At 72.9% G+C, this 22,689-nt stretch carries 20 protein-coding genes and 1 riboswitch; of the genes, 7 read left to right on the top strand and 13 right to left on the bottom strand.

Annotated elements, in window-relative coordinates; all coding sequences use genetic code 11:
- Positions 1 to 104: 104 nt before the first annotated feature.
- Entirely contained in the window at positions 105 to 1,625 is a 1,521-nt protein-coding gene (locus I6A60_RS25720) for a sulfatase (RefSeq protein ID WP_203023377.1), read from the bottom strand.
- A 30-nt stretch (positions 1,626 to 1,655) separates the two neighbouring features.
- Positions 1,656 to 2,396, bottom strand: coding sequence for a TetR/AcrR family transcriptional regulator (locus I6A60_RS25715; RefSeq protein ID WP_203023376.1), 741 nt, complete (start codon positions 2,394 to 2,396; stop codon positions 1,656 to 1,658).
- Positions 2,397 to 2,711: 315 nt separating this feature from the next.
- Positions 2,712 to 2,828, top strand: a riboswitch (SAM riboswitch).
- A gap of 33 nt (positions 2,829 to 2,861) precedes the next feature.
- Between I6A60_RS25715 and I6A60_RS25710 the strand changes: the two genes are divergently transcribed.
- Positions 2,862 to 4,631 (top strand): aminotransferase class V-fold PLP-dependent enzyme, encoded by a 1,770-nt coding sequence (locus tag I6A60_RS25710; protein ID WP_203055716.1) that lies wholly within the window; start codon positions 2,862 to 2,864, stop codon positions 4,629 to 4,631.
- A 51-nt stretch (positions 4,632 to 4,682) separates the two neighbouring features.
- Here the strand turns inward: I6A60_RS25710 and I6A60_RS25705 are convergent, their stop codons facing one another.
- The 9 genes from I6A60_RS25705 to I6A60_RS25665 form a co-directional block, all read right to left on the bottom strand.
- Positions 4,683 to 5,441 carry an amino acid ABC transporter ATP-binding protein gene (locus I6A60_RS25705; protein ID WP_307873870.1) on the bottom strand — a complete coding sequence of 253 codons (759 nt, stop codon included), beginning with the start codon at positions 5,439 to 5,441 and terminating at the stop codon, positions 4,683 to 4,685.
- Positions 5,434 to 6,282 carry an amino acid ABC transporter permease gene (locus I6A60_RS25700; protein ID WP_307873869.1) on the bottom strand — a complete coding sequence of 283 codons (849 nt, stop codon included), beginning with the start codon at positions 6,280 to 6,282 and terminating at the stop codon, positions 5,434 to 5,436. Before I6A60_RS25700 ends, I6A60_RS25705 begins: the two co-directional genes overlap by 8 nt.
- A gap of 129 nt (positions 6,283 to 6,411) precedes the next feature.
- On the bottom strand, positions 6,412 to 7,290 hold the full coding sequence (locus tag I6A60_RS25695) for an ABC transporter substrate-binding protein (RefSeq protein WP_203023373.1): 879 nt from the start codon (positions 7,288 to 7,290) through the stop codon (positions 6,412 to 6,414).
- Positions 7,291 to 7,383: 93 nt separating this feature from the next.
- Complete coding sequence (locus I6A60_RS25690; RefSeq protein ID WP_203023372.1) at positions 7,384 to 8,292, bottom strand: TauD/TfdA family dioxygenase; 909 nt, start codon at positions 8,290 to 8,292, stop codon at positions 7,384 to 7,386.
- A gap of 65 nt (positions 8,293 to 8,357) precedes the next feature.
- Complete coding sequence (locus I6A60_RS25685; RefSeq protein WP_203023371.1) at positions 8,358 to 9,173, bottom strand: ABC transporter ATP-binding protein; 816 nt, start codon at positions 9,171 to 9,173, stop codon at positions 8,358 to 8,360.
- Positions 9,155 to 10,045, bottom strand: coding sequence for an ABC transporter permease (locus I6A60_RS25680; RefSeq protein ID WP_307873868.1), 891 nt, complete (start codon positions 10,043 to 10,045; stop codon positions 9,155 to 9,157). The genes I6A60_RS25685 and I6A60_RS25680 overlap by 19 nt, the downstream gene beginning before the upstream one ends.
- Complete coding sequence (locus I6A60_RS25675) at positions 10,042 to 11,106, bottom strand: ABC transporter substrate-binding protein (protein ID WP_203023370.1); 1,065 nt, start codon at positions 11,104 to 11,106, stop codon at positions 10,042 to 10,044. The genes I6A60_RS25680 and I6A60_RS25675 overlap by 4 nt, the downstream gene beginning before the upstream one ends.
- Positions 11,107 to 11,415: 309 nt before the next feature.
- Positions 11,416 to 12,015 carry a TetR/AcrR family transcriptional regulator gene (locus I6A60_RS25670; protein ID WP_203023369.1) on the bottom strand — a complete coding sequence of 200 codons (600 nt, stop codon included), beginning with the start codon at positions 12,013 to 12,015 and terminating at the stop codon, positions 11,416 to 11,418.
- On the bottom strand, positions 12,016 to 13,692 hold the full coding sequence (locus I6A60_RS25665; RefSeq protein ID WP_203023368.1) for an MFS transporter: 1,677 nt from the start codon (positions 13,690 to 13,692) through the stop codon (positions 12,016 to 12,018).
- Between the two features lie 147 nt (positions 13,693 to 13,839).
- Here I6A60_RS25665 and I6A60_RS25660 point away from each other — a divergent pair, with 147 nt between their 5' ends.
- Together I6A60_RS25660 and I6A60_RS25655 are read left to right on the top strand one after the other, a co-directional pair.
- The gene (locus I6A60_RS25660) at positions 13,840 to 14,265 is read left to right on the top strand and encodes a GNAT family N-acetyltransferase (RefSeq protein WP_238436237.1); all 426 of its coding nucleotides are present in this window, start codon (positions 13,840 to 13,842) and stop codon (positions 14,263 to 14,265) included.
- 415 nt (positions 14,266 to 14,680) lie between these two features.
- On the top strand, positions 14,681 to 14,911 hold the full coding sequence (locus tag I6A60_RS25655) for a hypothetical protein (protein WP_203023367.1): 231 nt from the start codon (positions 14,681 to 14,683) through the stop codon (positions 14,909 to 14,911).
- A gap of 116 nt (positions 14,912 to 15,027) precedes the next feature.
- Here the strand turns inward: I6A60_RS25655 and I6A60_RS25650 are convergent, their stop codons facing one another.
- Positions 15,028 to 15,696, bottom strand: a complete 669-nt coding sequence (locus I6A60_RS25650) for a TetR/AcrR family transcriptional regulator (RefSeq protein WP_307873866.1) — start codon at positions 15,694 to 15,696, stop codon at positions 15,028 to 15,030.
- 123 nt (positions 15,697 to 15,819) lie between these two features.
- Here I6A60_RS25650 and I6A60_RS25645 point away from each other — a divergent pair, with 123 nt between their 5' ends.
- From I6A60_RS25645 to I6A60_RS25635, 3 genes are all read left to right on the top strand, one after another.
- On the top strand, positions 15,820 to 16,743 hold the full coding sequence (locus tag I6A60_RS25645; RefSeq protein WP_203023366.1) for a zinc-binding dehydrogenase: 924 nt from the start codon (positions 15,820 to 15,822) through the stop codon (positions 16,741 to 16,743).
- 444 nt (positions 16,744 to 17,187) lie between these two features.
- Positions 17,188 to 18,537: a crotonyl-CoA carboxylase/reductase gene (gene ccrA / locus I6A60_RS25640; protein WP_203042539.1), complete on the top strand. Its 1,350-nt coding sequence runs from the start codon at positions 17,188 to 17,190 to the stop codon at positions 18,535 to 18,537.
- A gap of 67 nt (positions 18,538 to 18,604) precedes the next feature.
- Complete coding sequence (locus tag I6A60_RS25635) at positions 18,605 to 20,071, top strand: acyl-CoA carboxylase subunit beta (RefSeq protein WP_203042538.1); 1,467 nt, start codon at positions 18,605 to 18,607, stop codon at positions 20,069 to 20,071.
- 142 nt (positions 20,072 to 20,213) lie between these two features.
- On the opposite strand, the gene I6A60_RS25630 is transcribed toward I6A60_RS25635, so the two are convergent.
- Positions 20,214 to 21,710 (bottom strand): MFS transporter, encoded by a 1,497-nt coding sequence (locus I6A60_RS25630; protein ID WP_203017277.1) that lies wholly within the window; start codon positions 21,708 to 21,710, stop codon positions 20,214 to 20,216.
- Between the two features lie 88 nt (positions 21,711 to 21,798).
- Between I6A60_RS25630 and I6A60_RS25625 the strand changes: the two genes are divergently transcribed.
- Positions 21,799 to 22,689 (top strand): TetR family transcriptional regulator (locus I6A60_RS25625; RefSeq protein ID WP_203055715.1); only part of this gene is annotated, 891 nt, incomplete at its 3' end.

Raw genomic sequence — 22,689 nt, 5'->3', positions numbered from 1 at the left:
GAGGCCGAAGCCGCGATCGGGGACGGGCTGGAGTGGTCGACGCCGCGATCTGGGACGCGCTGGAGTGGCGCCCGGACCGGCGGCGTCGCCGCGGGAAGAGCGCGTCAGACGGGGGCCTCGACGGTGAGTTTCGGGTCGTGGGCCGGTGGGAGGTTGTCGCGCAGGTCGGTGACGAGGTCGTCGCGCAGTGAGCGGGTCGCGGGGTCGTCCCAGCGGTTGTGCCACTGCAGCGGGTCCTCGGCCAGGTTGTACAGCTCGCCCTCGGTCCCGTCGTAGCCGCCGCCGGGCTGGTACGCGGTGACCAGCCAGCCGTCCCGGAACATCGAGCGCAGGTGCAGGTCCTCGGTGGGGAACTGGCTGTCCCACTCGGTGATGACGCGTTCCCGGCCGGTCCCGTCGGTCTTCGGCAGTGCCTTGCCCTGCACCCACTCGGGCACCGGGAGCCCCGCGATCTCGCAGAAGGTCGGGGCGAGGTCGAGCTGGCCGACCGGGTCCTCGACGACGTTCGGGGTGACGCCGGCCGACGGGGCCGGCCGCCACACCAGGGGCAGCCGCATCAGCGCGTCGCAGTGGAACGGGCCCTTGAACAGCAGGCCGAAGTCGCCCTGCAGCTCGCCGTGGTCGGTGGTGAACAGGACGTCGGTGTCGTTCGTCCAGCCGCGCTCGTCGATCCGGCGCAGCACCCGCCCGACGGCCTCGTCGATGAGCTCGTTCTCGACGTGGGTGAAGGCGTTGACCTCGCGGACCTGGTCGTGGGTCATCAGCGCCGGGACGAACTCGGTGGGACCGCCCTCCAGGTTCGGGTGCGAGCCGTCGTAGAAGGCCAGCCAGTGCGCGGGCTTGCCTTCGAGGATCTTCCGGGCGGCCTCGGGGCAGCCGGGGTGGCCGGCGGGCAGGTCGAGGTCGCGCCAGTTGACCCGGCCCAGCTCCGAGGCGGGCGGGTCCCAGGGGTGGTGCGGGTCGGGGAAGCTGATCCAGCAGAACCAGTCCTCGTCGGCGTCGAGGCTGTCGAGCCAGGCGATCGCGCGTTCGGCCACCCAGTCGGTGTGGTACAGCTCGCGCGGCACCGGGTTGACCTTCAGCTGGGGCGCTCCGGTGTCGCCGCCGCCGGCGGAGTTGAGGCCGCCGTTGTCGAAGAGCTGGTAGAAGTCCTGGACGTGGTTGCCGGGATGCTCGTGGATCATCTTCCCGTAGTGCCACAGGGGGAGAGGCCCGTGCATCGCGAGCTCAAGGTGCTCGAAGCCGCGGTGCGGACCGGTCGAGCCGTCCCGGGCCAGCCGGTTCTCCGGCCAGCGGCCCTCCAGGTCGAAGCCGGGCTCGAAGTGCGCCTTGCCCAGCAGGGCGGTGCGGTACCCGTTCGCGTTCAGGTACGCCGCGATGCTGGGCGCGTCGGCCGGTAGCGGGACGCCGTTGGCGTAGACGCCGTGCGTGCGCACGTACTGGCCGGTGATCATCGTGCTGCGGGCGGGCATGCAGACGACGTTCTGGTTCATCGCGCGGCGGTAGTTGAGCCCTGCGGCGGCGAGCCCGTCGACGACGGGCGTGCGGGCGACGGCGCCACCGTTGCAGCCCAGCGCGTCGTAGCGCTGCTGGTCGGTGGTTATGAAGAGGATCTTGCGTCCCATGTCAGTGTTCCTTCGACGCTGGTGCCCGGCTCACGCGTGACCCGGACGGCAGGGTGCTGGACTGCTCGGTGTGCTGGACGGCTCGGTGCTGGACGGCGGGGCGGCGTCCGGCTGGGTGCTGGGCGGCTGGGTGCTGGACGGCAGGGCGGCGTCCGGCAGGAAGCTGGACGGCGGGGCGTTGGATGGCGCGGTGCTGGACGGCGCGGTGCCAGATGCCCGGGTCAGGAGTGGCTCGATCAACGCCGTCATCGCGGCGCGGGCTGCGTCGACCGGCAGGTCGCGGCGCAGCAGGTCCCACATCTCCCAGCTGGCGGCGGCCTCGATGCCCGCGGCGGCGGCCTGGCCGACGGCGGAGAGCTCCGGGTTCAGCGCGCGGCGCAGGTGCCGGCGCAGCACGCCGCGGCTGTCGTCGAGAAGCTCGGCGAGCAACGGCGAGCTCGACTCGAGACGCACCGCGACCCGGCGGACCTCGCTGATCTGTTCGAAGAGCTCGGCGCGCTGCCCGAGGGCGGCGGCCAGCCGCCCGGCGAGCGAACGACCCGGTTCAGGTGGCGTCAGCAGCGAGCGCCACAGGTCGGCCCGGGACCGCGCCGCCTCGGCCAGCAGGGCCTCCAGGCTGGGGAAATGGTGGAACACCGAGCGGGGCGCGAGACCGGCCCGCTGCGCGATCTCGTGGGCGGTGGGCAGCGCGCCCCGCTCCGCGACGAGCGCGAGCGTCGCGTCCACGATCGCCTCGCGGTTGCGCGCCCCCCGCGCGTTGCGGCCGTCCATGTCGACCATCCTGAACCTAGTTGCACTCAAAGTGCAACTAGAGGCGCGGGGGCGGTCCACCGGAGACGCTGGCGCCGAGTCGGCCCTCGCGCCGGTCATGATCGCGGTTTCGGCCCTGGGGTGGTTGTGGAAACGCGCAGATCACGACCACGCCAGGGCCGAAACGGCGATCAAGGCCAGCCGGATCGGCGCTAATTCCCACCAGCCAGGTGGGAAATCTGCTAGCGTCATGGAACCGCCACGGCGAGCGGAATCGTCCGCCGCGGTGGACCTGCCAGCACGGCGGGTACAGCAGATTAGCTACCGTTCGAACCAGGTCAAGAGCGCCAGCGCCAAGCCCGAGCTTGCTGGCCGGCAACCCTCCTCCGCGGTGGGGTGCCCCTCGGGTAGAGACCAGGCCGCGCCGGGATGTCCGGCCGGCAAGCGCGGACCCTTCCAGGGTCCCGGGACCCAAGGAGTATGGCTGTGGCGCGCCCTCAGTCCGTTCTCGATCGATCCTTCACTCCGGCCGCCACGGGTGGCACGGCCAGCACAAGTGGCACGGGTGGCACAGCTGGCACGGGTGGCACAGCCGCCGGCGCGGGCGATGCGGCCGGCTGCGCGGGCGACACAGCCGCCGGCACGGGCCACGCGACCGCCGGTACGGGCAACACCGCCGCTGGCGCGGCCGATGCCGGAGCCGACGCTGCCGGCCGCGCGGGCGACACGGCCGCCCCCGCCGCCCCCGGCGACACGGCCGACCTTGCCACCGGCGCGGGAGTCGCGCCGCTGCTGCCGGTCGTCGGCGGTGACCTCGACATCCCGCTGGTCGGCGGCGGCCGGACCCGGCACGTCAATCTCGACTACGCGGCGAGCGCCCCGAGCCTGACCTCCGCCGCCGACGAGGTGGCCAGGCTGCTGCCGTACTCGGCGAGCGTCCACCGGGGCGCTGGCTTCGCCTCCCAGGTCTGCACCGCCGTCTACGAGGACGCCCGCGCGGAGGTGGCGCGGTTTCTGGGCGCTCGCCAGGACGACACGGTGATCTTCACGCGCAACACCACCGACGCGGTGAACCTGCTGGCCCGCGCCGTCGCGCACCTGCCCGAGGGGCCCGGGCGGGTGGTGGTGCTCGACCTGGAGCACCACGCGAACCTGCTGCCCTGGTCGTCTGCGCACCGGGTGGTGGTGCCGGTCCGCCCGACCCTGACCGGGACGCTCGACGCGCTCGCCGAGGCGCTGCGCGCCGAGCCGACGGCGCTCGTCGCCGTGACCGGCGCCTCCAACGTCACCGGCGAGCGGCTGCCCCTCGCCGACGTCGTCCGGCTCGCCCGGGCCCACGGCGCGCGGGTGTTCGTCGACGCCGCCCAGCTCGCCCCGCACCGCCGGATCGACCTGGCCGCGCTCGGTGTCGACTACCTGGCGCTGTCCGGGCACAAGCTCTACGCGCCGTTCGGGGCCGGCGCGCTCGTCGGGCGGGCCGACTGGCTGCGGCTCGCGCCGCCGTACCTGGCCGGCGGCGGCGCCGTCCGCGACGTCAGCCTGCGCCCGCCGACCGCCGCGCCGGCGCCAGCCGAGAACGGGCCGCCGCCGTCGCCCGAGGTGACCTGGGCGGACGTTCCCGCGCGGCACGAGGCAGGCACTCCGAACCTGCCCGGCGCGGCGGCGCTGGCCGCCGCCTGCCGGGCGCTCGCCGCCCTGCCGGCCGGTGCGCTCGCCGCTCACGACGACGCCCTGCGGGCCCGCCTCGAAGGTGGCCTCGCCGGCCTGCCCGGGGTCCGGGTGCTGCGGCTCTGGACCGATGCCGACGGCGGCGACGCCAGGGACGGCGACACCCGGGACGGCGACGGCGACGACACCCGAGACGACACCACCAGGGACGGCGACAACAGGGACACCGCCCCGGTAGGGGTGGTCGCGTTCACCGTCGAGGGCCGCGACCCGGACGCGCTCGCCGCGTTCCTGTCCGCGGAGCACGGGATCAGCCTGCGCGCCGGCCGGTTCTGCGCGCACCCGCTGCTGGGCCGCCTCGGCGCGTCCGGCGGAGCGCTGCGGGCCAGCGTCGGCGTCGGCACCACGGCCGCCGACGTCGACCGGCTGCTCACCGCGGTGCGCGAGTACCTGACGACCGGCCCGCGCGGCCGGTACGTCCACGGGCCGGGCGGCTGGGCACCGGACCATGACGACCGGCTGCTGCCCGGCTGGGCCAGCCAGGCACCAACCGCGCCCACGCCGACGCCCGCACCCTGCGACACCTGACCCGGGACGATGCTCGGCGGGCCAGGGCCAGGGCCAGGGCCAGGGCCCGGGTCAGTGGGCGGGGAGGCGGGCGAGGAACTGCTGGGTCCGGGCCTCACGGGGGTTGTCGAGTACCTGGGTCGGCGTGCCGCGTTCGACGATGCTGCCCGCGTCGAGGAAGAGGACCTCGTCGGCGATCTCGTGCGCGAAGGCCATCTCGTGGGTGGCGACGACCATGGGGAGGCCTTCGCGCTTGAGCATGCCGACGAGGGTGAGCACCTCGCCGACGAGCTCCGGGTCGAGCGCCGAGGTGATCTCGTCGAGGAGCAGCAGCGCCGGGCCGGCGGCGAGGGCGCGCACGATGGCGAGGCGCTGCTGCTGGCCGCCCGACAGGCGGTCGGGGTAGACGTCGAGCTTGTCCGCGAGGCCGATCCGGGTGAGCAGCTCGCGGGCCCGGTCGCGTGCCTCGGCCCGCGGCCGGCGGTGCACCCGGATCGGAGCGAGGGTGACGTTCTGCAGCACGGTCATGTGCGGGAAGAGGTTGTAGGCCTGGAAGACCACGCCGATCCGGCGGCGCACCTCGTCGGCGTCCACCCGCGGGTCGGTGATCTCCCGGCCGTCCAGGTGGATGTCGCCGTCGTCGACGGTCTCCAACAGGTTGAGGCAACGCAGCAGTGTCGACTTCCCGGAGCCGCTGCCGCCGATGAGCACGACCGCCTGGCCCGGGAGCACGTCGAAGTCGATGTCGCGCAGCACGACCGTGTCGCCGAACACCTTGCGCAGCCCGCGCACGGACAGCACCGGTGTGGGCGCGTCGGCGAGGTCAGCCACGGTGGTCCGCCCCTCGGCGGCGGGCGGTGCGGGCTCCCAGATAGTCGGTAATCCGCGTCAGCGGAATGGTGATCGCCAGGAACAGCAGGCCGGCGAGCACGTAGGGCGAGTAGTTGAAGTGCGCGGACGTGGCGATCTGCGCCGCGCGAACCGCGTCGACGACGCCGAGCACGGACACGAGACCGGAGTCCTTCTGCAGGCTGATCGCGTCGTTGAGCAGGGGCGGTACGACCCGGCGCAGCGCCTGCGGCAGCACGACGAACCGCATCGTCTTCGCATAGGACAGGCCGAGTGAACGGGCGGCGGCCACCTGACTGGGGTGCACCGACTCGATGCCGGCGCGGATCACCTCGGCGACATAGGCCGTGTACGTCAGGGTGAGCGCGATGCCGCCGAGGACCACCGGGTCGCGCGGCGTGCCCTGCAGCCGCAGCGCGGGCAGCCCGAAGCCGACCAGATAGAGCCCGAGGATGACCGGCAGCCCACGGAACAGGTCGGTGTAGGCCGCCGCGAGCACCCGCAGCGGGAACAGCACTGGCCCGGGAACCGTGCGCAGCAGGGCCAGCAGGAGCCCACACACCCCCGCGGCGGCCGAGCAGACCACGAAGAGCCGGAGGTTGACGAGCAGCCCGTGCGAGACAGCCGGCCAGGCGTCGGCCATCTCGCTGCCGGAGAAGAACCGGGCGCGGACCAGCGGCCACCCCGAGCTGGTCCCGACTCCGAGCACGAGCACCGCCGCGAGGACCAGGGTGCTGACGGCCGCGATCACCACCGAGCGCCGGCGGGCCCGCAGCCGATAGCGGTCCCGCGCCTGCTGGCGCTCACTCGCGACCCAGGCCACCCTCCTTGGCGTATCGGTCCCGACGGCTGCCGCTCCGCCCGGCCGCGTCCCGGCCCCCTGCTTCGGGGGTTCCTGGGCCGCGGCCGGGCTCGCTCCTGCGCTCACCCGACGATGTCTACTAGATGCCGGCTACTTGAGCACCGGCGCTCCGGCGCTGGCCAGGTAGCGGTTCTGCAGGGTGTCCAGGTCGCCGTTGGCCGTCAGTTTCGCGAGGGCCGTGTCGACGTTCTTGACCAGCGGGTTTCCCTTCTCGAACAGCAGGCCGAACTGCTCCGGCGTGCCGGTCGACGGGAACTGGCCGACGATCACGGAGTTGTCGATCTCCGCCGCGGTCAGGTAGAAGCCGGTCGGCAGGTCCACGACGATGCCGTCGATCTGGCCGTTCTCCAGCGCGCTCTTGGCGTCGTTGACGTCGTTGAACACGGCGGCCGGCGTCGTCGGCTTCACCTTCTCGGTGATGGCATCGAGGCTGGTCGTGCCGACCGGGGCGCCGAGCTTCGCGTCCTTGAGGTCGGCGAGCGACTTCGCCCCGGCGATCTTGCTGGACTTCAGCGCGACAATCGCCTGGGCGACGTCGTAGTAGCCGGTGCTGAAGTCGACGGCCTGCTTGCGGTCGGCGGTGATGGAGATCTGGTTGACGTCGAAGTCAAAGTTCTTGGCGCCGGGCGCGAACGACTTGTCGAACGGCTCGCTCACCCACTTCACCTGGTCCTTGGTGAAACCGAGCTGGCCGGCGACCGCGTAGGCGACGGCGCTCTCGTAGCCCAGCCCGTTGGCCGGGTCGTTGTTGGAGAACCACGGGTCATAGGCCGGCGAGTCCGTCGCGACGGTCAGCTGCCCCGGGTGTACCAGGTGCAGCGCGGCGATCCCGGTCGCGCCGGGCGACGGCGCGGCGGCCGTCGGCGAGGCGTCGGAGGCGCACGCGGCGAGCGCGAGAACCGCCGCCGCGGTGGCAGTGGCGGCGACGACGGCGAACGACCGCGATCGGCGCGGACGAGGGCGAAGCATGAGAACCCTTTCAGGGAACGAGACGAAGGAGACGACGTGCGCGCCGGAGAACAGCCCGGCAACTCCGCCCGGGAATGGCCGCGTGTTCGAGCGTTAGCGGGGTTCGTCGCCGCGCAGGGTGACGCGCTGGATCACGCGGCGGTGGTCACCATAGTCGCCGACGACGGCGTGCTGGGTGGCCCGGTTGTCCCAGAAGGCGATGGTCCCCGGCTGCCAGTGGTAGCGCACCGTGAACTCCGGGCGCACCGAATGCTGGAAGAGGTACGCGAGCAGCGCGTCGCTCTCGGTGCGCTTCAGCTCCTTGATGCGCGAGGTGAAGCCCGGGTTCACGAAAAGCGACCGCTTTCCGGTCTCCGGGTGGGTACGCACGACCGGGTGCTCGACCGGCTCCAGCTTCGTGAAGGTCTTGCCTTCCCAGGTGCCCTCGCCGATCAGGTCGAGGATGACCTTGAACTGGTCCTGGCCGTCGTGCACGGCGGTCAGCGTGCTCAGGAACTCCTGGAGCGCCGGGCTGAGGTCGTCGAAGGCCGCCTCCTGGTTGGAGAACAGCGTGTCGCCGCCGGCCCGGGGAACCTCGACGGCCCGCAGGATGGAGCCGAGCGGCGGGCGCCGTACGAAGGTCACGTCGGTGTGCCAGTGCAGTCCGCGCGAGACGTCGCTGACGTCGCCGTAGGCCGCCGCCAGCTCCCTGGCCTGGGTGTAGTCGATCTGGAACACCTCGGGCTGGTCGGGCAGGCCCGGGATGACCGGATGGCCCTCCGTCGGCTCGCCGAAGCGGCGGGCGAAGGCGAGGTGGTCCTGCGGGGTCAGGTCCTGGCCCGGGAAGAAGACCACCTTGTAATGCAGCCAGGCGGCGCGGACCGCCGCGATCGTGTCGTCGTCGAGGGCACGGAGGTCGAGGCCGGGGATCTCGGCCCCGAGGTTGCCGGAGAGCGGGATGACCTCGAAGGGGACGTCGAGTGCCGGGGCGGCGGCTGGGGCTTCTGGCGCGGTGATGGTCATGGCAGGTCTCCTTGCGAAGGTGGGTCGAGGGTGGGACGCCGCTGGCGGGCAGGCGGCCGCTCGGTTCAGCCGGAGTGCGGTACCTGCGCGGACGGCGCGTGGGCGCCGGCGGCGCTCTCGTCGATGCCGAGCTCGCGCAGCAGCCGTGAACGCAACGCGGTGAAGGCCCCGTCGCCGCGCAGCCGAGGGCTGGGCAGCTCGACCGGGACGTCGAGCGAGATGTGCCCGTCGGTGAGGACCAGCACCCGGTCGGCCAGCAGGACCGCTTCGTCGACGTCGTGGGTCACGAGCAGGACGGTCGGCCGGTGCCGGCTGCACAGCTCCTGCACCAGCGCGTGCATCCTGATCCGGGTGAGGGCGTCGAGCGCGCCGAAGGGCTCGTCGAGCAGGAGCAGCGCGGGCTCGCGGACGAGGGCCCGCGCGAGCGCCGCCCGCTGCGCCTCGCCGCCGGAGAGGGTCTTCGGCCAGTCCCGCTCGTGGCCGGTGAGCCCGACCTCGTCCAGCGCCGCGCGACCGCGTTCGGCCGCCGCCGCGCCGCGCTGACCAAGGGTCACGTTGTCCAGCACGCTCTTCCACGGCAGCAGCCGCGGGTCCTGGAAGACGACGGCCCGGCGCTCCGGAACGAGGATCTCGCCTCCGGCCTCGGAGTCGAGACCGGCCAGGGCGCGCAGCAGCGTGCTCTTGCCGGAGCCGCTGCGGCCGAGCAACGCCACGAACTGGCCGGGCGCGGCTTCGAGGTCGATGCCGCGCAGTACCTGGCGCGGCCCGAACGACCGGGTGAGGTTCCGCGTGACGAAGCCGGCGTCAGCGGCCGCCGACGTCGTGCCCGCCGCGTCCTGGGCCGCTCCCGTGGTGCGTGCAATCAGCGTCCCGGCTGCCACCGCAGGACCCTCCTGTCGAGAAGTCGGATCAGCCCGTCCGTGATCAGGCCGAGCAGGGCGTAGATGACGAGACAGAGCACGATCACGTCCGACTGGAAGAACGTCTGCGCGCGGATCATGAGATAGCCGATCCCGCTGTGGGCGTTCAGCTGCTCGGCGAACACCAGCAGCAGCCAGGCCACGGCCGCCGCGAGCCGAAGTCCGACAAGGAAGCTGGGCAGCGCGCCCGGGATGACCACGTGACGGATCAGCCCGGCGCGGCCGAGCCCGGCGACGTCCGCGAGCTCCCGATAGCCCGGGTGCAGCGACTTGATGGCCACCGAGGTGTTCACGTAGATCGGGAACGCCACACCCATCACGATCAGGCTGATCTTCGCGGTCTCGCCGAGACCGAGCCACAGGATGAGCAGCGGCTGGATGCCGATGATCGGCACGAAGCGCAGCATCTGGATGTTCGCGTCGACCAGGTCGTCGCCGACCCGGGTCAGCCCGGACGCGAGCGCGAGGACCACGCCGATCGGGACGCCCAGGCCGAGTCCCCAGAGCACCCGCCACAGCGACGCCTGGAGGGCCGCCCACAGCGTGCCGTCCCTGGCGAGGTCCCAGCCCACGGTGACCACCGCGGACGGGCCGGCGAGCACCCGCGGGCTGAGCCAGCCGGCGCTCGACGCCAGCTGCCAGCCCGCGAACAGCAGCACCACCCCCGCCAGCCGCTCGACGCCACGGGGAACCCGCCAGCGCGAGCCGGCTGCCTCGTCGGGCCGGCGCGTCGGCAGCCGGACCAGGCCGCGCGCTGGTGCGGCGGCCGCGAGGACCGGCTTGGCGGTCACGGGCTCGGCGCTCAGCGCCTGGCCGGTCTCGGTGACCGTCACTGGCCCTGGGCCTTCGCGACGACCTGGTTGAACCGGGAGTCGAACTCCTCGGAGACGTCGACCTTCGCCGGGATCTCGCCCGCGCTCTGGAAGAGGTCGGCCAGCCGCTGCTGCGGAGCGACGATCCCACCGGGGAGCTGGAAGAAGGTAGGCGTGCCGGTGTCGGCGACGATCTCGTTCGCGCGCTGCGGGGTCAGGCCGTACAGCTTCACGTAGATGGCGTTCGTGTAGACGCCCGGGTGCTCGCCGAGGTACGCCCACGCCTTCACCAGCCGGGTGATGTAGTCGGCCTCGGCGGCGGTCTTGGCCGGGCTCGCGAGCGTGGCGTCGTTGGCGATGACGAAGTTCGACCGGTCAGGCAGCGCCGTCGTCGTCGCCACGTTCTTCGCGGTGGGGTTCTTGGCGAGGAACGCACTGGTCAGCGGCTCGATCGACAGGCCGGCGTCGACGGAGCCGCTCTGCAGCGCCGCGGCGACCTGGGTCTGCGGGATGTCGACCGAGGTGACGTCGGACAGCTTCAGCCCGGCGCTGTCGAGGGCCTGGAGCAGCACGGCCTCGCCCGCGGTGCCCTTCTGGTAGGCGACCTTCTTGCCCTTCAGCGACGCCCAGCCGGTGATGTCGGTGTGGCCGGGCGCGCTGACGAGCTGGTAGCTGCCCGTCTTGTACTGGAAGCCGGCCACCGCGTGCAGCCCCTGCTTCCCGGCCTGCGCGAAGATCAGCGGAGTGCTGCCGACGAAGCCGGTGTCGAGCGCTCCGGCCTCGAAGGCCTGCAGCATCGGCGGGCCGCCGATGAAGGTCGAGTACTCGACCTTGTAGGGAAAGTTGGTGTCCTGGCCGGACAGCTGCAGCAGGTTCTTCAGGAAGTCCAGCTGGTCACCCACCCGCAGGGTCGTACCGGCCGGGATGGTCGTGCTCAGGGCCACCTGGGTGGCCGTGGCGGAGGCGGGTGCGCTGTCACCGGAACGGGTCGACGCACCGCTCTTGCAGGCCGTGGCGCCCACGGTCAGCGAGGCGGCGACGACGAAAGCGCAGGCGGCGCGAAAAGCGAGGCGTGAACGCACGGAGATCCATTTCAGGCAGCAGGACAGGCGCCGACCACGACGGGGCTAGGGCGTGGGGTACGGCAGGTGGACATGCGAGAAGGGGGCACGCGGCACAACGGCCAGCTGCCTTAGGGGCCTTGGTTGGCCCAGGGGTCAGAGTGTCGGGGCGAGGTCGGTCGTCAGCCCGAACACAGCGCGCTGCTGACGCGCTCGAAGTCGACGCAACGGCGCAGGGTCAGGCCCGCGCGGCACTCAATCGTCGACACGATGCCGATAGTCAACCAACTCGGTTGGGTTTGTCAACAAACAGATCCGTGCGCGTCCTGGTCAGAGGGCGCCGAATCCTTGCTGTAGCCGGGCCAGGGCATCGTCGAGCACCGTGGCCGGGTCCGGATCCGGCGAGGATCGCTCGACCGCGGGGAGCTGACTGATCATCAGGATGCCGATGATGGCGCCGCTCACCGCCACGACGTCGCCGTCGTCCGGCGTCCGTCCGGCCCGCTCGGCCACGGCCAGGGTGAACTCGCGCAGGGCCGAGGTGAGGTGATCCAGGTGCGCCGCGCGGACCTCGGGTATCGCGGCGATGAGCTTGGTGCGGTGCTGCTCCAGGTCACGCTGCTCGGAGCTCAGGGTGGCGTAGCCGGCGCGCAGGGCCGCGCGGAAGGCCGTCAGGACGCCCTCGCCGGCGGGGCGGGCGCGGAAATGAGCAAGCAGGTCGTAGTCGGCCGCGTCCCACAGGACGAGGTCGGGCTTGGTCGGGAAGTGCCGGAAGCAGGTCCGCGACGCGATCCCGACCTCGTCCGCGATCATGCCGACCGTGGTCTCGGCGTAGCCGCGTTCGGCGAACAGGCGCAGCGCGGTCGCCTGGATCGCCTGCTTGAGCGCGATCGTCTGCGTCTGGCGCCACGACGGCCGATCCTGCGACAACTACGCGCTCCCATCGCCAACGGCGTCACCACGTGCTGGTTCGATCGTCGCCGCGGCGCCCGGCTGGGCGACACCCGACTGCCGCGGTACCAGCGACGACGCCAGCGGCTCGTCGGCGTGGCTTTCAACGGCGGGGGCCGCTGACGAGGCGATGGTCGCCCGTCGCGGGAACACCAGCAACGCGAGCAGCGCCCCGGCGAACGCTATCCCACCGCAGAGCAGCAGAGCGGTGTCGACGCCGTTCACGAACGCCGAACGGACGCCGGCCAGCAGGGCGGGGGAGCGGACCTGGTCGGCCAGCGCCGCGCCGTCGAAGACCCCGCCACGCGCGACCCGGGCCTGAGCCGCGGTCAGTCCGGTGGTGTCGAGGTGCCCGCGGTAGCTGGCCAGCGCGGCGGTGCCGAGCACGGCGGCGCCGAACGGGCTGCCGGCGTCCTGCAACGCCTGGATGAGGGCCGACGCCGTGCCGGCCCGGGCGACAGGGATGCGCCCGAGAGCCGCGGCGGTCGCTGTGGCGATCACTAGGCCGATCCCGACGCCGGTGATCGGGGTCCAGAGGGACAGGAACCCGAGGCCGCTGGACATGTCCGTGGCCGCCCCGACCATCAGGCCCGCGCCCATCACGGCGAAGCCGCCGGCGAGCACCGCCTTCGCGCTGATCGCCTTCGCGAGTGGTTCGGCTCCGGCCGCGCCGACGGCGAGCCCGCCGAGCAGCGGGAGCAGGCGCAGGCCCGAGCCGATCGAGTCGACCCCGAGCACGGCCTGGAAGTACTGCGGCAGCGTGAACAGCAGCCCGATCATCGCCAGCGAGCACAGGAAGGCCAGGACCGTGCCCCAGACGTACTCGGGGATGCGGAACAGGCTGACGTCGACCAGCGGCTCCCGCACCCGGACCGAGGCCGGTGTCGTGGTCGTCGCCGCTGTCGTGGCCGGGCCGGGGGTCGACGGGCGCTGCCGGACCGCGAAGGCCGTCAGGAGGACCGTGCCGGCGGCGAGCGCGGCGATCACGACCGCCGAGGCCCAGCCACGGGTGCCGGCCTCGGCGAACCCGTAGACCAGTCCGGCCAGTCCCGCGCCGAACAGCACCATGCCGACGAGGTCGAGCCGGCCCTGCCTCGGGGCGCGGGACTCGGGTACCAGCATGACCACGGCAACCAGGGCGATAACGACGACCGGCACGTTGATCAGGAACACCCAGCCCCACCAGAACCGGTCGAGCAGCCAGCCGCCCAGGATCGGCCCGGTCGGCAGCGCCAGGAAGTTCACCCCGGCCCACACCCCGACCGCCCGCGGGCGCTCCTCCTCGGTGAACATGACCGTGACCGCCGACATCGCCATCACCACGATGCCGGCCCCGGCGATCCCGCCCACGGCGCGTGCGGCGATGAACATCCCCGCCGATCCCGACCAGGCCGCCCAGGCCGAGGTCGCCCCGAAGGCGGCGAGCGACCCGATCATCACCCGGCGCCGCCCGTACCGGTCGCCGAGCGAGCCCAGCGGCAGCATCGCGGCGGCCCAGGTCAGCAGGTACGCCGAGGAGAACCACACCAGATCCGTGGCCGAGCCGTGCAGCCTCGGCGCGAGCACCGGCAGCGCCACCGACAGCACCGTCCCGTCCAGGCCGACCACGAACACCGCCACCGCGACCCCGCCGAGCGCCCACCACTTCCGACCCATCGCGACCGCCTCCTGTCACTCGACGTCGATCTGTCAGTGAGTGACTCTAATGCAGTCAATGACGATCGTCGAGGGGTGCTCGGCGGCCGGAATGGCGAGCCGCCGGGCTGGCTGGTGGCTGGGCATCCAACCGGCGCGGCACGTGGCATGCTGCGCTGCGTGGCGCCCGGTGATCCGACTCAGGCCGGCGGCACGGTGCTGCTCGTGCGGCCCGATCTCTCGGACGCCGAGCTCAACGAACTGTTTGGCGCGGCGTGGGCGGACCGTCAGCCAACGTCGTTCGCGCCGATCCTGGCCCGCAGCCTGACGTGGATCGCGGCACGTCGCGGTGGGCGGCTCGTCGGATTCGTCAACGTCGTGGGTGACGGTGGTGTGCACGCTTTCCTTCTGGACACCACCGTGCACCCGGACGAACGCCGCCAGGGGCTCGGGATTCGGCTGGTTCGAGCAGCCGCGGCCGAGGCCCAGGCTCACGGTGCCGAATGGCTGCACGTCGACTACGAACCCCAGCTGGATCTCTTCTACGCGCGATGCGGGTTCCGGCCGACTGCCGCGGGTCTGTTGCGGCTCTGACCGGACGACGGCTGGCCCTGGCCCGTCGGCGGTGCACGCCCGGATCTCGGAGCGCGGCGTCCGCGAGGCTCGGTGGTCCGACCGGCCCGTCAGGTGGCCGATTGGGATGATCGCCGTATGGGAGACGAGCCGCCGGCCCGGCCCGGATGATCGCCGTTTGAGCCCTCCAGTGGTTGTGTTCCGGGCTCGATCGCAACCACCGGAGGGCCAAAACGGCGATCATGCGGGAGGAACCGGGACGCGCCCGGTGGTACGGGGACCTGCATAGCGCCCAGGAAACTTTCATCGTGTTCCCCAACCGGGTCATCCGTTGCCGGCGGGGCGACCGCGATGGGCGGGCCGAGGCCGAGGAGTATGCCCGCGTACACGGCATCCCGGAATCGCAATTCGACTGGCCAACCTGAGCGAGACGATCGTGCTCGATGACTTCATCCCGGCCGGCCAACCTGGCTCGTCGGAGCATGGCGCCGCCCGTCACCATTGGCTGAGTCATCCGCTTCTCAAAGCGGCCGAAATACGCCTGACGCCATCTCTGGCCACGCTCGCCGCGGTGTCAGAGCGCCCGAGCGCGACTGACCTCTGGTGCCGTGACCGCCAAGGTCTGTCCGTCACCTTGATCGCCGTTTTCACCCTCTGGTGGCTATGAAACAGACCCGGTAACAGCCACTGGAGGGCCGAAACGCCGATCATGGGGACGCCGGGAACGGGCGAACCTTGCCGGAGGCGGCACTAGCGCTGGCCGCGGCTTGGGTCTGGTGTGCTTCAGCTGGCCGGGGCGGTGCCGAAGGCGCGCAGGAAGGTGTCGACGCCCGCGGTGATGACCGCGTCGAGCTGGTCGCGCGGGGCCGGCCGGGTGCCCAGGGCGGTGAGGGCCGGGAGCTCGTCGCCGATCAGCGCGATGAACTGGTTGGCCGCCCGGACCGGGTCGGTCAGCCGCAGCTGGCCGGCGGTCGCGAGCCGGGCCAGCCGGCCCGCGAGCGCGTCGATGACCGGGGTCGCGGCGCCCGCGCGCACGTCGTCGAGCAGGTCGGGGAAACGGACGATCTCGGCGTGCAGCAGCCGGCGCAGGCTGGTTGCCACGGGGTCGGTGAAGCAGGTGGTGAGCCGGTTGGCGAGCAGCGTCAGCTCGGCGCGCAGGTCGACGGGCTCGGACGGGAAGTCGTCGAGCGTGCCGAGCGTCGCCGCGATGGCCCGGCGCCCGACCTCGGCCATCACCGCGCGAAACAGGTTCTCCTTCGCGCCGAAGTGGTTGTAGATGGTCGGCTTCGCCACGCCGGCGGCCGCCGCGATGGCGTCGACGCTGGCCTGGGCGTAGCCGTCCCGCGCGAAGACGTCGAACGCGGCCCGCACGATCGCCTGGCGCTTGTCGATGCGCCCGCGCGCGAAGGCCTCCCCGCCAATGCCTTCAGAACTGCCCTCAGGACTGCCCACGCCGGGGATGCTACCGTTCGGGCCATGAAGTTGAACTGACTAGTTCAGTCAACAGAACTGGTCGGGAACGAGGATGGTGGCGCGACGTCTGGCGCCGCCGGGTTCACCAGCTGAGGAGCCTTGATGAGATCGCTTGTTGTCGACCCGGCCGCGCCCGCCGGGCTGCGCGTCGAGCAGCGCCCGGAGCCCACGGCCGGGCCTGGTCAGGTCCTGATCCAGGTCGACGCGGTCTCGCTCGTCGATCGTGACCTCGAGTACGCGCCGCGGATGCTCGGTGCCGGTGGGGTGTGGGGCTTCGACGCGGCCGGCACCGTGGTCGCGACCGGGCCCGGCCGGCCCGGCTCGGCGCTCACGCCGGGGACCCGCGTCGCCACCCTGTTGTCCGCGCCGGGAGCCTGGTCCGAGCTGGTCGTGAGTGACGCGGCCGACGTCGCCGCACTGCCAGCCGGCGTCGACGCGGCGACCGCCACGGCGGCGGCTCTGCCTGGCGTGTCCGCCGTGCAGGCCATCCGAGCGGGCGCCCCGCGGCCGGACCAGCACGTCCTCGTCACCGGGGCCTCCGGCGGCGTCGGCTGGTACGCCGTCCAGCTCGCCGCGCTCGCGGGGGCACGGGTCACCGCGCTCGTACGGGATCCCGGCGACGCGGCGGCGCTGCGCGGGATCGGTGCCGCGTCCGTCGTCACCGACGCGGCCGACGTCGCCGGTCCGGTGGACCTGGCGATCGACATCGTCGGCGGCGCGGTGCTGGCGGCTGCCGTGGCGCTGCTCGGCGAGGGCGGGGTCGCGCTCGCCGTCGGCGCGATCTCCGGCGAGGCGACGCTCCTCGCGCCGGACCTGCTGGCGAGTCCCGCGCGCCGGCGGGTGCAGGGCTTCTGGGGGCAGTGGCCGCTCGGCGGCGACCTCCGGCAGCTGGCCGAGCTGATCGCGGGCGGACGGCTACGCCCAGCCGAACAGCCGAGCGTGAGCTGGCACGAGGTCGGCGAGCTGGCCGCCGGCTACCGGGCTGGCACGATCCGACGCCGGCGAGTCGTGCTCAGGGTCGACTGAGGTCCGGGCGCTCCTGGACACCACGTCCGCACGCGCGCTGCTTGGCTGGACACCGCGTTTCCGGTGGCGCGGGGCGACGGGCGGTTGACGCGTCTCCGTTGTTCGCCATCATTCCCGCGGAGAGCGAGGAGGGTGGCGTCGGCGCGAGACCAGGCGATCCAGGATTCGATCAGCGGGTTTTCCTGGGATGCGGCTGCTCGTTGTCGTGTCATTCCGCTCTCGCGGGTCACTCTTGAGAAACATTTCCGCAGCATCTGGGCAGTGAATTGCCTGGACGGCTGACCCGCGGGCCTGGGCATCCGCCGCCCGCCCGGCCCCGAATGATCACGCCGCCGACTTAGGGGTCGGTAGGGGTAGGGCATTCATCCTACGCCGGCTAACGTCAATTCTCGACCATCGGCGAACCGATTTCCCGCGTGCGCGGAATGGGAGGGTGGATAGGCCATGGACCCGCTTTCTGAGGCGTTGGTGTCCGGTCTGGACGGGGCCGAGCTCGCGCGCTTCGCCCCGCCGAGCGAGTACCTCGCGGCGCACCTGCGTGCCGAGGACACCGAGATGTTCACGGACGTGTTCGACAAGGATGTCCGGAAGTCGCTGCGGGTCGGCCGGGTGCCGATGCCGGAGCTCGCGCCGGACGAGGTGCTGATCGGGGTGATGGCCAGCTCGATCAACTACAACACGGTCTGGTCGGCCATGTTCGAGCCGATCCCGACGTTCCGCTTCCTGCGCCAGCTCGGCGCCAAGGGCGGCTGGGAGGCCCGGCACGACCTGCCCTACCACGTCGTCGGCTCGGACGCGGCGGGCGTGATCGTCGGCGTCGGGGCCGGGGTGCGCCGCTGGCGGGTCGGTGACCACGTGGTCACCAGCCCCATGCACGTCGACAGCGAGGAGCCGGCGACCCAGAGCGACGGACTGCTCGGGGACGAGCAGCGTGCCTGGGGGTTCGAGACCAACTTCGGCGGCCTGGCCCACTACGCGGTCGTGCGGGCCACCCAGCTCCTCCCGAAGCCGGCCCACCTGACCTGGGAGGAGGCGGCCAGCAGCCCGCTGTGCGCCGGCACCGCCTACCGGATGCTGATCAGCGAGCGCGGCGCCCGGATGAAGCAGGGCGACGTGGTGCTGATCTGGGGCGCGGCCGGTGGCCTGGGTGCCTACGCGGTCCAGCTCGTGAAGGCCGGCGGCGGCATCGCCGTCGGCGTCGTCGGTTCCGACGGCAAGGCGGACCTCGTCCGCGCGCTCGGCGCCGAGGTCGTCATCGACCGCCGTGAGCTGGGCATGCCCGAGGGTGCTCCCACCCCGGCCGACACCCTGGCGGTCGGGCGCCGGCTCGGCGGCATCATCCGGCGCGAGGTGGGGGAGGACCCCCACATCGCCTTCGACTACGTCGGCCAGGCCACCTTCGGCACCTCGGTGTTCGTCGTCCGCAAGGGCGGCACGGTGGTGACCTGCGGCTCCAGCACCGGATACCAGCACACCTTCGACAACCGCTACCTGTGGATGCGCCTCAAGCGCATCATCGGCAGCCACGCCGCGAACCTCCAGGAGCTGGCCGAGTGCAACCGGCTGCTGTCGCTGGGCCGGCTGCAGCCGGCGCTCAGCGCCACCTACCCGCTGGCCGAGGTCGGCGAGGCCGCGCGGCTCGTCCAGAACAACGGCCACATCGGCAAGGTCGGCGTGCTCTGCCTGGCCCCGCGGGAGGGCCTCGGCGTGACCGACCCGGCCCGCCGGGCCCAGATCGGCGCCGACCGCATCACCCCGCTGCGGCAGCCCGGGCTGGTCCGCGCCGTGGCCTAGCGCCGGCCAGCCAGGCGATGCCAGTCGTGCCCGCCACCGATTTCGAGCGTGAGAAGACGGTGCTTCGATGCCCCCTACCCATCTTCCGGAACAGCGGGCCCGGACCGAGGACCAGCGCGACGCGCGGTCCCGGCTCGGCCACCTTCTCGACCCGGGCTCACTGACCCCGCTCGGCCCATGGGACGACAGCGGCGTCCTGGCCGCCCGAGGCCGGATCCACGGCGTGCCGGTGACGGCCTACTGCACCGACGCGACCCGCATGGGCGGGGCGCTGGGCGCCGCCGGGGCGGACCGGATCGTCGAGGCGATCAACACCGCGTGCGTCGAGGGCTGCCCGGTCGTCGGCCTCTGGCATTCCGGCGGCGCCCGGCTCGCCGACGGCGTGGCCTCGCTGGACGGTGCCGGCCGGATGTTCGCCGCGATGACCAGGGCGTCCGGGGTCGTCCCGCAGATCTCGGTCATCCTCGGCCCGGCGGCGGGAGCGGCCGCCTACGGTCCGGCACTGACCGACCTCGTGATCATGGCCGACGAGGGCCGCCTGTTCGTGACCGGTCCCGACATCGTGCGCCGGGTCACCGGCGAGGACGTCGACATGCTCCAGCTCGGTGGTCCGGACACGCACAGCCGAGGGTCGGGGGTCGCGCATCTGACGGCCTCGTCCGAGCGCGAGGCGCTGAGCCGGGCCCGGCGACTGGTGGACCTGCTGGGCCGGCAAGGCGTCTTCGGCCCGGCCGCCGGTACCGGCTCGGCTGCCGAGCCGGCGCGGGATCCGTCCGCCCGTCTGCCGGACAACCGCCGCCGGGCCTATGACGTCCGCCCGGTCGTCCGCGACCTGCTCGACCCGCCGGCCAACCCGCCGCCCGGCGGCACCGCCGACGGCGAGCTGGTCGAGCTGCAGGCGCGCTGGGCGGCCAACGTCATGATCGGGCTGGGCCGGCTGCGCGGCCGGACGGTCGGTGTCATCGCGAACAACCCGCTGCGCCGCGGTGGCTGCCTCGACTCGGCCAGCGCCGAGAAGGCGGCACGCTTCGTGCGCCTGTGCGACGCGTTCGGGGTTCCGCTGGTGGTGCTGGTCGACGTCCCCGGCTATCTGCCCGGCGCCCGGCAGGAGTGGGACGGCGTGCTGCGCCGCGGCGCGAAACTGCTGCACGCGTTCGCCGGCGCCGTCGTGCCCCGGGCGACGATCATCCTGCGCAAGTCCTACGGCGGCGCCTACATCGCGATGAACTCACGGTCGCTGGGCGCGAACGCCGTCTTCGCGTGGCCGGACGCCGAGGTCGCGGTCATGAGCGCCTCGGCCGCCGTGGAGGTCATCCGCCGGCGCGAGCTGGCGGCGGTCGGCGCCGAGGAACGGCCGGCGCTGCTCGCCCGGCTGGCCGGCGAGCACGAACGCGAGGCGGGCGGGCTGGAGCGGGCGGTCACGGCCGGGTTCGTCGACGAGGTGATCGAGCCGGTCCGCAGCCGGGACAAGCTGGTCGCCGCCCTGGCCGCGGCGCCCGCGCGCCGAGGACGCCATCCGAACATCCCGCTGTGACGAGCTGACGCCTTCTCGGTCGAAAGCCGCGGCGACCGGAGCGGGTACCGGCGGAACGGCAGAAAGAAGGAGGCCGTCCGCGGCCGTGGCGAGTCCTTGGACTCGGCGGCAGCGGACGGCCTCCTGAACCGCCCGGGGTCAGTCAGGCGGTCGCCTTGACGGCCTCGCCGGCCGTGTCATCCGCCACCGGGACGGCCGGCGCGGACGGGTCGCGGATCGCGACCGCGGCGATCAGCGCCCCGACCACCAGCAGCGCCGCGATCAGCCCGAACCCCCAGGCCCACGCGCTCGTCTGGGCGGACAGCAGCCCCGCCCGGCTCGTGGTCGGCGAGGTGATGGCGTCGAAACGGGCGTTGGCCACGGCGGTCAGCGCCGCGATACCGAGCGACGCGCCGATCGGCTGGACCGCGTTGACCAGCCCGGAGGCGATGCCGGCGTCCTCCGGGGCCGCGCCGGCCACGCCGGCCGACATCACGCTGACGAAGGCGATCCCGGTGCCGACCCCGGAGATGAGGAACGCCGGCAGGACCACCCCCAGGTAGCTGCTGTCCGGCGTGATCCGGGCGAACAGCGCGATGCCCACCGCGGTCAGCAGCAGGCCGAGAACGGTCAGGGTCCTGGCGCCGACCCGCGCGAGCAGCCCGGAGGCGATCTGCGCCGAGAAGGCGATGGTGAACGACAGCGGCAGGAACGCGAAGCCGGTCCGCAGCGGCGAGTACCCGTGGATGGTCTGCAGGACGAGGCTGATGACGAACACGGTGCCGACGGAGGCGGCCGAGACGAACAGCATCGACAGGTCGGCCCCGGCGACGCTGCCCCGCCTGATCACCGAGAGCGGCACGAGCGGGTTGCGCGCCTGGGCCTGGCGGACCCAGAACGCGACGAGCAGCACGACCGCGCCGGCCAGCAGGCCGATGGTCTGGACGCTGGCCCACCCGGCCTCGTTCGCCCGGACCAGGGCGAAGACCAGCGCGCCCAGGCCGGCCGTGACCGTCACGGCCCCCAGCGCGTCGAAGCCGCCGGCCGCCTCGTCCCGGCTCTCCTGGAGCACCCGGGGGGTCAGGGCCAGCACGAACACCGCGATCGGCGCGTTGATGAACAGCACCCAGCGCCAGGACGCCTCGTCCGTGAGCACGCCGCCGAGGACCAGCCCGAACGCTCCGCCGGTGCCGGACACGGCGGCGAAGATACCCAGGGCCTTGTTGCGGGCCTCTCCCTCGGCGAAGGCCAGCGCGAGCAGGCTGAGGGCCGCCGGGGCCATGAGCGCTCCGCCGACGCCCTGGACGGCCCGGGCGCCGATCAGCAGGCCGGGCGTGCTGGCGAAGCCACCGATCAGGCTGGCCAGGCCGAACAGCCCGACGCCGATCGAGAACAGCCGCCGGCGGCCGAACCGGTCGGCCACCTTGCCGCCCAGCAGCAGGAACCCGCCGAAGGTCAGCGCGTAGCCGTTGACGACCCACTGCAGGTCGGACTGGTTGGCGAAGCCCAGGCTGGACCCGATGTCCGGCAGCGCCACGTTGACGATGGTCACGTCCAGGACGACCATGGCCTGGCTGGCGGCGATGACGGCGAGGACGAGCCAGGCGGGCGGTGCCGGGCGGCCGCGGGGCTCGGGCGCGTTCGGCGTCGCGTGGGTCATGAGCGCTCCCAGATTTCACTCAACATGTGGTAAGCAGATGTCCGGGCGACCGTACGGCCTGCCGGGCACCTTGGTCAACGAACGTAGAGTGAGTAAAACTGTGACGCCGAGCACACTTGTGACCGAAGCCGAGAACGCCGGGAGCCGGGCGGACCGGCGGCGCAGGACCCGGGCCGCCATCCTCGCCGCGGCCAGGTCGCTGTTCGGGGAGCGCGGCTTCGAGCGGACGACGATCCGGGCGGTGGCCGCCAGGGCCGAGGTCGACCCAGCCCTCGTCATGCAGCACTTCGGCACGAAGGAGGCGCTGTTCGACGCCGCCTCCGACATCGGCCTCGGCCTGGCCGACGTGGTCGACGGCCCGATCGAGGAGCTCGGCGAGCGGGCGGTCCGGCACGTGGTCGGCCAGGTCGAGGCGGCGCCCGAGGCCACACTGTCCATGCTGCGCTCGATGCTCACCCACACCCGGGCCGCCGAGGCGGTGCGCTGCGCCTTCACCCCGGAGGACGCGCCGCCGCCGCTGGCCGAGGCCCTGACCGGGAGCGAGACCGAGCTGCGGGCCGGCCTGGTCGGCAGCGTGCTCATCGGCCTGCTCGTCGGCCGTTTCCTGCTGCCCTTCCCGCCCGTCGACACGGCGTCGATGGACCGGATCGTCGCCCTGCTCACCCCGGCCCTGGCCGCGCTGATCGTCGACTCACCGGACGGCCGCCCCGGCGCCGAGCGGCCGGCCGTCGACCTGGCCGCCGGAGCTGACGTCGCCGGCCGGGCTGACGTGGCCGGCTCTGCTGGCGTGGCCGGTTCGGCCGGCGTGGCCGGAGGGGATGGCGTGGCGGGCGGGGCTCGCGCGACCGCGCGGGAGGCTGGCGACCCGCTCGACGTGGTCGACCCACTCGACGCGCTTGCCCGGGCCGGCGGCGAGCGGCGCCGCGCGGACGCGGCGCGCGCCGACGCGGCCCGGTCTCTTTTACACATCTCCGAGCCC

This window comes from Frankia sp. AgB1.9 (assembly GCF_016786355.1).
In the GTDB taxonomy this organism is placed as follows: domain Bacteria; phylum Actinomycetota; class Actinomycetes; order Frankiales; family Frankiaceae; genus Pseudofrankia.
Note: the sequence above shows the minus strand (reverse complement) of the source record. Positions and strands in the feature narration are given on the sequence as shown.